The sequence below is a fragment of the Bacillus sp. Nf3 genome (genome assembly GCF_003028545.1).
GTDB classification, from domain to species: Bacteria; Bacillota; Bacilli; order Bacillales; family Bacillaceae; genus Bacillus; species Bacillus safensis.
Map to the genome: position 1 here is coordinate 220,731 of NZ_PYUA01000004.1, position 13,606 is coordinate 234,336.

The following is a 13,606-nucleotide window of genomic DNA, read 5'->3' on the forward strand; positions in this document are numbered from 1 at the left end:
ATTTTGGGGTGACATAAGCATGAAAGGTTATTTAAATTTAGAAGATGGAGCCTCTTTTGAAGGAGATCTGACAGGAGAAGCTGGCATTACAGGTGAAGTGGTCTTTTTTACAGGTATGACAGGTTATCAAGAGGTGCTCACAGATCCTTCCTATAAAGGTCAGATCATTGTTTTCACATATCCGCTGATCGGAAATTACGGCATTAACCATGAAGACTTTGAGAGCAAAAAGCCTCAAGTAAAAGCGGTGGTTGTTTACGAGGCAGCAGAGCATTTTTCACATCATCTTGCAGCGGTCAGCTTAAAAGATTATTTACAAAAGTGGAATATTCCGCTTCTGACACATACAGATACGCGTGCAGTCGTGCAAAACATCCGGGCAAATGGAACGATGAACGCTGTGCTTAGTGTAGACGAAAACGAAACGCCGCCTGCAATGAAACAAGACAATGTCGTCGCACAGGTGACAGATAGCAAGATCTACACACAAGGCAGCGGTGAGGAACATGTGGCGCTCATTGATTTTGGCTTTAAAAAATCAATTGCAGATTCGCTTGCAGCGCGCGGCTGTAAAGTAACCGTCATTCCATATAAACAAATGGAAAAGGTGTTTGAGATCAAACCTGATGCGATTCTGCTGTCAAACGGACCTGGAGATCCGAAAACCATGACACCGTATTTAAAAACGATTCATGACATCATGATGACATTCCCGACACTTGGAATCTGCTTAGGTCACCAATTAATCGCTCTTGCACTTGGCGGAGATACGTATAAGCTGCCATTTGGCCACAGGGGAGCGAATCATCCTGTACAGGATACAGAATCCAAACGTGTCTTTATGACAAGTCAGAACCACAGCTATGTGGTGAATGAAAAAAGCATGAATGACAAAGAAGTGGATGTGAAATTCCTTCATGTCAATGATGGATCTGTAGAAGGATTCATTCATAAAGAAAAGCTGATTATGTCAGTTCAATTTCATCCAGAAGCACACCCAGGGCCTGCTGAAAGTGAATGGGTATTCGATGATTTTATTGAGAAAGTGAAACAAGCAAGGAGAGAAGTCGCACATGCCTAAAGATCAAAGCATACAAACCATTCTAGTCATCGGGTCTGGTCCAATCATCATTGGTCAGGCAGCAGAATTTGATTACTCAGGAACACAAGGGTGTATGGCCTTAAAAGAAGAAGGCTACAAAGTCATCTTAGTGAATAATAACCCAGCAACCATTATGACAGACGAGTCATTTGCTGATGAAATCTATTTTGAACCGCTTTCAGTTGATTCAGTGACAAGAATCATTGAAAAGGAAAAACCAGATGGTCTTTTAGCCAACCTTGGCGGACAGACGGCTTTAAACCTTGCTGTCGAGCTAGAAAAAGCCGGTGTGCTGAAAAAGCATGGGGTGACCCTGCTCGGAACGTCAGTTGAAACAATTGAAAACGGTGAAGATCGAGAGAAATTCCGTGCTCTCATGAAGCATTTGAACGAACCTGTGCCAGATAGTGAAATTGTGGATAATGCGGAAGATGCCCTTCAATTTGCAAAAGAAGTCGGCTTCCCAGTCATCCTAAGACCAGCATACACACTTGGCGGTAAAGGCGGCGGAATCGCTCTAACAGAAGAGGCGTTTAAGCCGCTCATTGAAGGAGCTCTTTTAGCGAGTCCGATTCACCAGTGTTTGGTTGAAAAAAGCATAGCCGGCTTTAAAGAAGTCGAATATGAGGTCATGAGAGACCGTCAAAATACGTGTATCACGGTATGCAACATGGAAAATATTGATCCAGTTGGTGTGCATACAGGAGACTCAATTGTCGTTGCACCTTCCCAAACATTAACGGATCAGGATTATCAAATGCTCCGTTCAGCGAGCCTGAAAATCATTTCAGCGCTGGATGTAGTCGGCGGCTGCAACATCCAATTTGCCCTTGATCCACTCAGTAAAGAATACTTTGTCATTGAGGTGAATCCTCGGGTCAGCCGTTCATCCGCTCTAGCATCAAAAGCAACAGGCTATCCAATTGCGAAAATGGCAGCTAAGCTTGCGGTGGGGTATACGCTAGACGAATTGAAAAACCCGCTCACAGGCACAACCTATGCTAGTTTTGAGCCGGCACTCGATTATGTTGTCGTGAAATTCCCGCGCTGGCCGTTTGATAAATTTAAACAGGCAGACCGGCAATTAGGCACAAAAATGAAGGCCACTGGCGAAGTCATGGCGATTGATCGGAATTTAGAATCAGCCATCCAAAAAGCAGTTGCATCCCTTGAAATTAAAACGAAGGGCTTCCACCTGCCAGAACTGAAAGAGCAATCGACAGAACAATTATTTGAACTCATCAAAACACCAGACGATCGCCGGTTTTTTGCTGTTATGGAGCTTCTTTCAAGACAAGAAACGGTTGAAACGATTCATCAAACGACGAAAATCGATCGATTCTTCTTACATGTGTTCCAGAATATGATCACGCTCGAACAAGAATTGAAAGATCATAAGGGGGCGCTATCAAAAGATACATTGAAAAAGGTAAAAGAAAAAGGCTTCCTTGATGAAACGATTGCTCTTCTTACGGGTCAAACGGAAGAGTCAATCAGGCAGCTCCGTCAAGAGTACGGGATTGCTGCTTCATTTAAAATTGTCGACACATGTGCGGCGGAATTTGATGCAAAAACGAATTACTTCTATTCCACCTACTTTGGCAAAAGTGATGGTGAGCATCAAGAAAAAACAAAGCAGCGTGCTCTTATCATTGGCTCAGGTCCGATTCGAATCGGGCAGGGGGTCGAATTTGATTATAGTGCCGTTCATGGCGTTCTTACCTTGCAAAAGCTTGGGTTTGAAACCATCATGATGAACAACAATCCAGAAACAGTCAGTACTGATTATGAGATTGCAGATCGTTTATATTTTGAGCCAATTACATTAGAGCACATCCTAAACGTTGTGGAAGCAGAACAAGTTGATTTTGTCATTGTCCAATTTGGCGGACAGACTGCGATCAACGTCGCAGAAGGCTTAGAAAAAGCCGGTGTCACGTTGTTAGGTACGTCCTTTGCTACGCTGGATGCACTTGAAGACCGTGATTTATTCTATCAGCTTCTTGATGAACTGAACCTTCCTCACGCAAAAGGAGATACGGCTCATTCAAAAGAAGAAGCACTCGTACATGCGAAAAGCATCGGTTACCCTGTATTAATTCGCCCATCGTATGTCATTGGCGGAATGGGAATGATCGTTGTTCAGTCAGAAGCACATTTGGCGTCACTGCTGGATCAGCCAGATCATTTGCCATACCCAATCTTAATTGATGAGTACGTCACTGGAAAAGAAGTTGAAGTGGATCTTATTTCTGATGGAAAAACAGCCTTCATTCCAACGATCGTAGAACATATTGAGAAAGCGGGCGTGCACTCAGGTGACAGCTTTGCTATTTTACCAAGTATCTCGATCAGTGAAGACATCAAACAGCAGGTGCATACCGCGTCTGAACAAATAGCGAAGAAATTAGCGTTCAAGGGCATTATGAATATCCAATTTGTCATCAAAGGTGATCAGGCGCTTGTATTAGAGGTGAATCCGCGGGCAAGCCGGACTGTGCCAGTCGTCAGTAAGGTAATGGGCATTGATATGATCCCAATGGCCACTCAATTATTAGCTGGTGCGGCGCTTGAAGAGCTAAACCCTGCAACGAAAAACAAAGGGGGGACAGCGGTCAAATTCCCAGTGTTCTCATCCCATGCCATTCAAGATATCGACCTCAAGCTGACACCTGAAATGAAAGCGACAGGGGAAGGAATGTGTGTAGGCAAGAACGCCGAAAGCGCCTTGAAAAAAGTGTTTGCGCCTATCTGGAAGAAAAAAGGAAGCCTCTTTATACAAGGCAGTGAGCAATTGATAGATGAAGCAAAACATGCAGGCTTTGACGTCTGGACTGGCAGCTTTGAATCCTGGCTGCAGAATGAAGATAAATCCCTTCATATTCATTTAGGAGAAGATGAAGAGGCAAAAGAACAGCGTGTAAAAGCACTCACACACGGCGTTCAAGTCCTAACCGAATATGAAACTGTTCAAGCATTCCTGCAAGGGAAAAATGGAGATGTGTCACCAGTATCGCTCCATGAATTATATAAAAAGGAAGTGACGGCATGAGTCAAATCGACGTGCAACCGGCATTATACGGAAAAGACTTTTTATCGTTAAAAGATTTCTCAATCCATGAGATTGCTTATTTAATTGAAAAAGCGGAAGAAATGAAACAAAACCCATATCAAGATTTATTCAAAGGGAAAACGTTAGCAATGATCTTTGAAAAATCTTCGACTAGAACCCGTGTCTCGTTTGAAGCGGGAATGACGCAGCTAGGAGGACATGCGCTCTTCCTCAGTTCAAATGATTTGCAAATTGGCAGAGGGGAAACCATCAGTGATACAGCGCAGGTGCTGTCTGGCTATGTCAACGGTATTATGATTCGAACCTTTGAGCATGAGAAGGTTGAAGAGCTTGCACAATACGCGTCCATTCCAGTCATTAATGGCTTAACGGACTACTCACATCCATGTCAGGCACTTGCTGATTTATTAACGATTAAAGAAACAAAAGGCACGTTAAAAGGAATCAAAGTGGCCTATATCGGTGACGGAAATAACGTGGCGCACTCCTTGATGGTCGGCTGTGCACAGCTAGGCTGTGACATTGCGGTTGCATCACCAAAAGGCTATGAACCACTTCAAGAAGTAACAGACACTGCCCGTGAGTTTGCGAAACAATCAGGCGCAGAAGTGACCGTGACGACAGATGCTGTTGCAGCTGTAAAAGATGCAGATGTTATTTATTCAGATGTGTTTACAAGCATGGGACAGGAAGCAGAAACAGAGAAACGTCTTGCTGAATTTAAAGAATATCAAATCAATGACGAACTGATAAGTCATGCGGCAAAGGACTATATTTTCCTTCATTGCCTCCCGGCGCATCGCGGCGAAGAAGTGACGGCAGATATTATTGACGGGCCGCACTCAAAAGTATTTCAACAGGCAGAAAACCGCCTGCATGTGCAAAAAGCGTTAATGAAAGAACTTATGTATCAACCATCCAAATAAATCAAAGTGTCCCTGACTCGTATGAGCAGGGACTTTTTGCATAAAGGATTGGAGAGGCAAGGGACGGGACATAATAACATCAATCGAGAAAGGAGGATGAAAATGGGTCAGCAGCATCAATTTAAATCAGGGAATAAAGCACCAAATAATGGTGTGTATATCGAGATCGGCGAAACTGGCAGTATGGTGAAAGATCCTTTAAAGATTAAACTTAAAGCAGGCGATGTCTTTCCTGATAACTCGAACCATAATCGTGTTTGGACCTACCAAAGAAAGCCGTAAGCAATTGACTAAGAGTCAGCATGAATAAGACTTTAGAGGCATGTGTCATGCCTCTTTTTTCTTTATAATAAAAAGCAATTAAGTTCCAATTTTCAAATAAATAGTATGGAAATTAAACTATAATGTGTAATTGGAAAATATTGTTGAAAGGATTTGTGTGATGGAAAAGATGAATCTCAGTGAAAGTGTTTGGAATAAACGCTTCACCTCATTATTCATATCAAGACTCATTAAAAACACAGGGGAAAGTTTTGCTTTTACATCCGTCCTTTGGCTATTGATTTTAAGAGGGGATGGAGCGCTCGGTACAGGACTTCTTCTAGCAGTAACTGTTCTCCCTTCATCTTTGTTAGCCCCAATATTAGGACCTCTTATGAAAAAGCATCATTTGTCTAAATGGATGTTCGCTTCAGATGTTGTTCGAGCAACAATTGTACTCATTATTCCACTTCTGCACTTTTCGCATCTATTGCCTCTATGGTTATTGATCTCATTAATGGTTATTCAATCGGCAACAGGTGCAGCATATAATCCAGCTTCGGTGGCCATCTTACCGCAGATTGTTCCAAAGCATCTCATTCAAAAAGCAAATGCGATCCTGCAATCTTCTTTTGAGATTGTTGCACTTGCAGCAGTCATGGTGGCTGGTCTTTTGGTTAAATTGATTGGACCTGCTGATACCCTGCTGATCACCACTGCTTTATTTGTTATTTCTGGCCTGTTTATTATCGGGGTTAAGCTGAAGAAAACCGATGAAGAAAAAGCAGCAGGCATTAAACAAGCGAAGAATACATATTTGTATAACTTAAAAAAAGGGTTTCTCGTTGTCAAAAACCATCACATTTTATTTGCACTCACACTTTATTGTATCTTAATGAATGTCGCAGCAGCTCCGTGGCAGGCGCTCTCAGCGGTATACGTAGCAGAAGCGCTGCAAAGCGACTCCATGGTGTATTCCATTTTAAGAGGCGTTGCCGCAGTGGGCGCGTTTATGATGGGCTTTGCTCTAGCGAAGGTCAAAATTAAGAGATTTGGTTTGTTCTTTATTGTCGCTGGCATGATTGAAGGGGCCGCGTTCTTTATGACAGGGATGAGTACATGGCTGCCGGTCGTTCTGCTTGCTTCCTTTATTTTCGGAGCTGCTGTCAGTGCGATCAATGTACCAGAAATGGTCATTATTCAAACGTCTGTTGACCAAGAGGATCAGCCGCAAGTATATGCTGTGATCAATGCGTCATCAAATGTCTTTCTCCCGCTTGCAGCTGTCGTATCAGGCGTTCTGGCAGAAAGATTTGGAGCGGGACCCGTCATTGCTGGCGGAGGAATCCTTGAAATTTTATCAGGTATCGCGATCTTCCTGTTTACAGGGCTTGCGAAAAGCCATTTGACAGCGGACAAACAAAAGTCCGAAACCGTCGAGGTGTAAACGATAAAAACCCCCTGAATGTTATAGACAGGGGGTTTTAGCATGCCGCTTTTTAATCACGCAGAAAAAAAGAAAAAAGAGCTAAACATCATTTTAGCTCTTTTTCACAAATCGTTTTCTTGCATATTAAGAGTGTTTTGTTGAACTTTCCGTTTCTTTCATTGGACTTACTTCAGCAAAGATGAATAAAATAACCGTAAACACAACTGCAAGAATGGAAGTGAGCGTAAAATCATAAGCAGCTCCATTCATAGAGGCAACGATGTAACCAGCCATATGTGTCAGCAGAAAAGTCCAAATGAGGGTGATAATATAATGCATAATCCCACCGTCCTTTATGTAACAATCTATTGATTATCATACCATAGATGCAAGTGAAGGGAAAAGACTGTTTTCCGCCTTTATGTGACCATTTTTAGACCTTCTGCTATAAAAATAAAAAGAATTCTTCTGTCTTTAGGGGATTTCCTTATTCCTACAAGAGTTGTTGTTCATATCATAGAAAGCAGAATCACTGAAAGGAGGCTGGCCATATGGGTGTAAGCGAACGTTTTTTCCAGCTTGGTTCCCAGTGGAACATCATTCACCTTCCTCAAAAACCAAATGGCTTTGGCATTCTAATCCTCGGTGACCGAAATCACTTTGTGCAGGAAAATACATCATTCTGGCTTCAGCATTATGGAAGAAACCAGCTTTTAACTGCCTTAAAGGATGAAGGATATACATTGTTTAATAGTCAACTTCATGGGAATCACTGGGGATGCGAAGATGCTGTTTTTAGTGCCAAGCAGCTCGTGCATCACACATTAAAACAAGAAATATTAAACCGGGAAATTCATGTGCTTGCAGAGGGAATGGGCGCACTTGTTGCCATGAGCCTTGCTGAGGAGATGCCCGAAGTGTTAAGGTCCATTGCGATGATGAATCCATGTCTGAATCTGGATGCACAACGAGAAAGAGAAAAGGAACACAAATTCTTTTACAAGCAGCTGATCAAAGAGTTAGCAGAGAGCTATGGCTGTTCTGAAAAGGAAGCTGAAACGTATCCGCTGCCTTCTTGCCCTGTTCATTCTGCTCATGTGCCGATTCATATATGGCAAAGACTAAACGGCGCACCTTATGCATATGAACTTCACGCAAAGCCTTTTATTGATCAGCATATGAAAAATCCAGAACATTGTCAGATCGATCTCACACTGCATATGTTTGATCATCCGAGAAGAATCTTTCAATCCATTCACAAGTTTTATAAATCGCATGAAAGAGAATTGTGATGAATAGGATGATAACAGCCCTTCATAGAAAGGGCTCTTCTTTTTATTCGATATTAAAAAAGGGGACATGAACATGGAAACAGGACTGATCATAGGGGCAGATGAGTTTTTTGGCCTGACACTTTGTGAATATATGATGAAAGAGGGCATTCAAGTGGATATCACGCGTCCTCATGATCTTAAAGAAGAACAAAAAGGACTGTTAGAAGAGCGGATGATGTGGCTGGGCAGAAATGATCTCGTTCGTGTCATTGACCTTCAGGATAGCAAAGACACGTATGACCTCGTTTTTATTCAATCAGAGGAACCGCATAACAGACAGGAAGACATCAAAGCAAAGCATGGCATGTACCGGATTCTTTTTGATAAACCTGAAAACGAATCAACAAAACAGAATGTACCGGCAGTGATTCTTCCTCACATGTTCGGACCATGGACACTCAATGAAGATCAAACAAAGCGCGATGATTCATTTTTTGTAGAAGATGTGGCGAAGAACTTGTTACAATGGGCATCGGACACAGGTCAAAGACAGGACATGACGTATGAATTGAAGGTAGAAAGCGAAACAGATGACAAAAAAGCAGAAGATATGATAGCTGAGTGGAAAAGACAAAACTCAACATTTTTCGACAAAAAGCAAGAATGATCTTCCATCTTATCTTTTTTCAGTATAAAATAAACCTATATTTAACATACAGGTTCATCACTGCATGTTGCAAAAGGGAGTTGAACATGGCATGAAGTACCAGCGGCTTGTCATGATCTTTTCGTTCCTTCTTCTATTATCTGCCTGCTCGCAGGCGCCTTTAAAAGGAAAAATTGAGAAGGTGGGTTTACTCGTCCCCGATACGATCAATGATCAAGTTTGGGGAACGAAAGGTTATAAAGGCTTATTAAGTATCCAATCAACATTTGGTGTAGATGTTTATTATAAGGAAGGAATGGTCGACAAGGAGAAAATCGTTGATGCCATTGAAGAATTCCATAAAAAAGGAGTCAATTTGATTATTGGCCATGGCAATGAATACAGTGAAATTTTCAACTTGATCAGTGAAGATTATCCAAACATACAATTTATTACGGTCAATGGAAACAAGCCTCAGGCGGACAATGTCACAAACGTGACGTTTAAAGGTGAAGCGATGGGCTTTTTCGGAGGCATGACAGCTGCACATATGTCTAAAACAAAAAAGATTGGTATTCTTGCTACATATGATTGGCAAAGTGAGGTAGACGGCTTTATCAAAGGGGCAAAATATCAAGATGAACATGTACAAGTGTTAGCAGAGTTTGTCGAAAACTGGGATGATGCTGACAAAGCGGTGGAGCTCTATCAAAAATTAAAAAAGCAGGGTGTAGATGTTGTGTATCCAGCAGGTGATGGTTATAATATCCCTGTCATTGAACAAATCAAAACCGATAATTTATCAGCGATCGGGTACGTGACCGATCAATCCAACCTCGGAAGTCATACGGTTTTAACGAGCACTGTCCAGCATGTTGATAAAGCGTACAGCATCATTGCAAAGAAATTTAATGAAGGCAAGCTAAATGAACAAGGTGAGTACTCCTTTGATTTTAAAGAAGGAGTGATCGAGATGGGGAAATTTAGCACCACCATTGACGACGCTTTTGTGAAAGACATTGAAAGTGATATTGCATCTTACAAAAAAACTGGCAAACTGCCAAATGAAAAGTGAGGAGACGACGATCATGCAGCACGAAAAATCGATGGAATTTTTACAAATTGCTATGAAGTATTTTCCGCAGGCAAAGGAAGAATTAGATAAAGCAGGGATTCAGCTTGAGCCTGAAGCGCTTCAGCCGCTACTAACATTATTTACATCTGTCATGCAGGAAGCATACGAGCTTGGAAAAGCAGATGCAGAATCAGAAAAAGCCACAGAATAGTGGCTTTTTTTTATGATAATTTTTTCTTGAAGGCACTAATCATAGGACCAACATCTTTAAACACAGGCTTCAGCTCATCAATGGAGTTCATAATGTTCCCAATTTGATTCATGACATGCATGTAGTCAATTGAGTCATCACTTGAAGATGTCTCCGCACGTTCCTCCTTTGCTTCTGTCTTTTTTTTCTCCTTTTCAAGCGGCTGCCCAAACATCATCGTTGAGAAAATATCTTTTTGCGCCATATCACATGTTCCTTTCTATTATTGGTATATCATTAATCTATGAAAAAAGTGAGAGGAAAGGTTAGACGTTTGTATTGCCAAGGAGAAAAAAATAAGGTAAAATTAGTACCAGATACTAATATAAGATCACAATATCACATGCTCGTATGAGTAAAAGGAGTCTTATTCAATGAATGCTGGAATTATTGGCCTTGGCCGCTATATACCTGAAAAAGTATTAACAAATCATGATTTAGAAAAAATGGTTGAAACTTCTGACGAGTGGATTCGTACTAGAACAGGTATAGAAGAAAGAAGAATTGCATCTGATGATGTCAATACATCTCATATGGCGCTTGCTGCTGCAAAAAAAGCATTAGCTGACGCAGATGTGGCTGCAGAAGATATCGATATGATTCTTGTGGCGACAGTCACGCCAGATCAAGCATTTCCGACAGTCGCTTGTATGATTCAAGAGCAGCTCGGTGCACATAAAGCATGTGCAATGGATATTAGCGCTGCGTGTGCTGGCTTTATGTATGGGCTTGTTACTGGAAAACAATTTATCGAATCAGGAACTTACAAACATGTGCTTGTTGTTGGCGTTGAAAAGCTTTCTCGCATTACCGACTGGGATGACCGCAATACAGCTGTATTGTTCGGAGATGGAGCTGGAGCTGCAGTGTTAGGAGAAGTCAGCGAAGGCAAAGGAATACTATCATTTGAACTCGGAGCCGATGGAAGCGGCGGGAAGCACTTGTACTTAGATGAAAAAGATCATACAATCATGAATGGAAGAGAAGTATTTAAATTTGCTGTAAGACAAATGGGCGAATCAAGCGTAAACGTCATTGAAAAAGCTGGGCTATCTAAAGAAGACGTTGACTTCTTGATTCCGCATCAAGCAAACATTCGCATTATGGAAGCAGCACGCGAACGCTTAGAGCTGCCAGTTGAAAAAATGTCGAAAACAGTCCATAAATATGGAAACACGTCAGCAGCATCCATTCCAATTTCACTATGTGAAGAAATCGAAGCCGGAAAAATTCATGACGGCGATGTGATTGTAATGGTTGGTTTTGGTGGCGGATTAACGTGGGGCGCAATCGCTATGCGATGGGGCCGATAAAAGAGTGGGGTGCACAAATTAATGGATAAGAAACGAGTAGTTGTTACAGGATTAGGTGCTTTGACACCACTTGGCAACGATGTAGAATCAACATGGAAAAATGCTTTAGCGGGTGTATCAGGGGTTGGACCGATCACACGTGTCGATTCAAGTGAATATACCGCAAAAGTAGCTGCAGAATTAAAGGATTTTAACATTGAAGATTACATGGAGAAAAAAGAAGCGCGAAAAATGGCACGCTTCACGCAATATGCAGTCGTTGCAGCTCAAAAGGCGCTAGAAGATTCACGTCTTGAAATCACAGATGAAATCGCACCTCGTGTTGGTGTATGGGTTGGATCTGGTATTGGCGGACTTGAAACATTTGAAGAGCAGTTCGAAGTGTATTCAAATAAAGGGGCAAGACGCGTAAGTCCGTTCTTTGTTCCAATGATGATTCCAGATATGGCGACAGGCCAAATTTCGATTGCACTTGGCGCAAAAGGGGTTAACTCTTGTACAGTGACAGCATGTGCAACAGGTACAAACTCAATTGGTGATGCATTTAAAGTGATTCAGCGCGGAGATGCAGATGCAATGATCACAGGCGGTACGGAAGCGCCATTAACAAAAATGTCGTTTGCAGGTTTCTGTGCGAACAAGGCCCTTTCGACAAATCCTGATCCAAAGACAGCAAGCCGTCCGTTCGACAAAAACCGTGACGGATTTGTCATGGGTGAAGGAGCAGGGATTATTGTTCTTGAAGAACTTGAGCATGCGTTAGAACGTGGTGCGACCATTTATGCAGAAATCGTTGGTTATGGTTCAACTGGAGATGCATATCATATCACAGCACCAGCTCCAAATGGAGAAGGCGGCGTCCGCGCTATGAAAGAAGCGATTCGAGATGCAGGTTTGTCTGTGGAAGAAATTGATTATATCAATGCCCACGGAACAAGCACACCTTACAATGATAAATTTGAAACAATGGCGATTAAAGAAGTGTTCGGAGAGCATGCGAATCAGCTTGCGATCAGTTCGACAAAATCAATGACAGGTCACTTACTTGGCGCAGCAGGCGGAGTAGAAGCTATTTTCTCTGTTCTTGCGATTAAAGACAGCGTCATTCCTCCAACGATTAACCTTGAAACACCGGATGAAGAATGTGATCTTGATTATGTAGCAAATGAAGCACGTTCAAAAGAAGTACAAGTTGCTTTAAGTAACTCACTTGGTTTTGGCGGGCATAATGCGACAATTATTTTCAAAAAATACGAAGCGTAATACTTCCTGAGAAAGCGGCGGTCGATAAACAGATCGCCGCTTTTTTGCATATGATGAAAATGGAGGTGTTCAGCGGTATGGGTCTGATCAATACACAATATCTCATTCATCAATCATCATCATTTCAGGAGCTTGCGGCGCGCTTTGTTCCTTATTTTAAAGGGGCAGAGGAAAAAGAATGGTCGTCTATCCTCGCTCACCTGCAGCATCACGGGATGGTTCGATCTTGGAGCTCGTGTAAAAACATGATCGACAAGCTCAAAGAAAAAGGGTACTTCAAGCTTGTCATGAAAGAATACCAAACGCTTCAAAAAGAGTGGGAAGGTCCTGACATTCCCGTATTTATTTTACCTGTCAACGAGAGCAGCAGAGAAATCAGAGAGCAATTTTATTATCAATCCGGTATGGCCTTTGATGACAAGGTCTTTCTCTTTTTGTCTCCAAATACCCCGAAGGAGCGAATCGGTACATTGCTGACTCACGAATATCACCATGTATGCAGGCTGCATTTTCTCTCAAAAGAAGAAAAAGACTTTACATTCCTCGATACAATCATGATGGAGGGGCTCGCTGAATATGCTGTGTATCATAGATATGGAGAAAGCTATACAGCGAAATGGACCACCTTCTATAGCGAATCCCAGCTTCATCGCATGTACAAGAAATGGGTATCCAGTCATCTTAATCAAAAAGTCCAGGACGACGAAAGGCTGATACAGAATCTTCTTTATGGAAAAGGGAACTACCCTAAAATGCTTGGTTACGCCACTGGGTTTTATATCGTGAAAAAATTTTTTAATGAGCACCGAATCAGCGAGGAGTCTATGATTGCAGAGCCGTCAGAAACTTTTTTAAAGGCGATAGAATCAAAAAGTGAGTAATTCACATAAAAAGAGACATATTACAAATTTACTAAATACTTCTTGATTTCGTCATAGCGATGTAATAATATACAAATAATTCTTTTTATTTTAAAAAGACGGAATATTCAGGT

Annotated in this window: 14 protein-coding genes; 12 read left to right on the top strand and 2 right to left on the bottom strand. The window is 41.9% G+C overall.

The genetic code is table 11. The features are described from left to right. Nucleotides 1-19 precede the first annotated feature (19 nt). The 5 genes from C9414_RS13995 (at nt 20) to C9414_RS14015 (ending at nt 6,809) form a co-directional block, all read left to right on the top strand. On the top strand, nt 20-1,081 hold the full coding sequence (locus C9414_RS13995) for a carbamoyl phosphate synthase small subunit (RefSeq protein ID WP_107163860.1): 1,062 nt from the start codon (nt 20-22) through the stop codon (nt 1,079-1,081). Beyond that, nucleotides 1,074-4,154, top strand: coding sequence for a carbamoyl-phosphate synthase (glutamine-hydrolyzing) large subunit (locus tag C9414_RS14000; protein ID WP_047201779.1), 3,081 nt, complete (start codon nt 1,074-1,076; stop codon nt 4,152-4,154). The genes C9414_RS13995 and C9414_RS14000 overlap by 8 nt, the downstream gene beginning before the upstream one ends. Then, on the top strand, nt 4,151-5,101 hold the full coding sequence (gene argF, locus C9414_RS14005) for an ornithine carbamoyltransferase (RefSeq protein ID WP_047201780.1): 951 nt from the start codon (nt 4,151-4,153) through the stop codon (nt 5,099-5,101). The genes C9414_RS14000 and argF overlap by 4 nt, the downstream gene beginning before the upstream one ends. A 102-nt stretch (nt 5,102-5,203) precedes the next feature. After that, complete coding sequence (locus C9414_RS14010) at nt 5,204-5,383, top strand: YjzC family protein (RefSeq protein ID WP_008348517.1); 180 nt, start codon at nt 5,204-5,206, stop codon at nt 5,381-5,383. A gap of 160 nt (nt 5,384-5,543) precedes the next feature. After that, complete coding sequence (locus C9414_RS14015; RefSeq protein ID WP_039177783.1) at nt 5,544-6,809, top strand: MFS transporter; 1,266 nt, start codon at nt 5,544-5,546, stop codon at nt 6,807-6,809. A gap of 126 nt (nt 6,810-6,935) precedes the next feature. Here the strand turns inward: C9414_RS14015 and C9414_RS14020 are convergent, their stop codons facing one another. Continuing rightward, nucleotides 6,936-7,130, bottom strand: a complete 195-nt coding sequence (locus C9414_RS14020; RefSeq protein WP_003211779.1) for a YjzD family protein — start codon at nt 7,128-7,130, stop codon at nt 6,936-6,938. Nucleotides 7,131-7,342: 212 nt separating this feature from the next. Between C9414_RS14020 and C9414_RS14025 the strand changes: the two genes are divergently transcribed. The 4 genes from C9414_RS14025 to C9414_RS14040 all read left to right on the top strand — a co-directional run bounded on the left by C9414_RS14025 (nt 7,343) and on the right by C9414_RS14040 (nt 9,997). Next, a complete protein-coding gene (locus C9414_RS14025; RefSeq protein ID WP_047201782.1) occupies nt 7,343-8,083 on the top strand; it encodes a hypothetical protein in 741 nt (246 codons plus the stop codon). Between the two features lie 73 nt (nt 8,084-8,156). Then, nucleotides 8,157-8,732, top strand: coding sequence for a hypothetical protein (locus C9414_RS14030; RefSeq protein ID WP_064498296.1), 576 nt, complete (start codon nt 8,157-8,159; stop codon nt 8,730-8,732). 91 nt (nt 8,733-8,823) lie between these two features. Next, nucleotides 8,824-9,786 carry a BMP family ABC transporter substrate-binding protein gene (locus tag C9414_RS14035; RefSeq protein WP_047201784.1) on the top strand — a complete coding sequence of 321 codons (963 nt, stop codon included), beginning with the start codon at nt 8,824-8,826 and terminating at the stop codon, nt 9,784-9,786. Between the two features lie 13 nt (nt 9,787-9,799). Continuing rightward, nucleotides 9,800-9,997: a ComZ family protein gene (locus C9414_RS14040; RefSeq protein ID WP_024425054.1), complete on the top strand. Its 198-nt coding sequence runs from the start codon at nt 9,800-9,802 to the stop codon at nt 9,995-9,997. 10 nt (nt 9,998-10,007) lie between these two features. Here the strand turns inward: C9414_RS14040 and C9414_RS14045 are convergent, their stop codons facing one another. Then, nucleotides 10,008-10,241 carry a hypothetical protein gene (locus C9414_RS14045; RefSeq protein WP_047201785.1) on the bottom strand — a complete coding sequence of 78 codons (234 nt, stop codon included), beginning with the start codon at nt 10,239-10,241 and terminating at the stop codon, nt 10,008-10,010. Nucleotides 10,242-10,410: 169 nt separating this feature from the next. On the opposite strand from C9414_RS14045, the gene C9414_RS14050 reads away from it, so the two are divergent. From C9414_RS14050 to C9414_RS14060, 3 genes are all read left to right on the top strand, one after another. Further along, nucleotides 10,411-11,349, top strand: coding sequence for a beta-ketoacyl-ACP synthase III (locus tag C9414_RS14050; RefSeq protein ID WP_024425052.1), 939 nt, complete (start codon nt 10,411-10,413; stop codon nt 11,347-11,349). A 21-nt stretch (nt 11,350-11,370) separates the two neighbouring features. Continuing rightward, a complete protein-coding gene (gene fabF / locus C9414_RS14055) occupies nt 11,371-12,612 on the top strand; it encodes a beta-ketoacyl-ACP synthase II (protein ID WP_047201786.1) in 1,242 nt (413 codons plus the stop codon). Nucleotides 12,613-12,689: 77 nt separating this feature from the next. Next, complete coding sequence (locus C9414_RS14060; protein WP_107163861.1) at nt 12,690-13,493, top strand: DUF2268 domain-containing putative Zn-dependent protease; 804 nt, start codon at nt 12,690-12,692, stop codon at nt 13,491-13,493. The last annotated feature ends 113 nt before the right edge of the window (nt 13,494-13,606 follow it).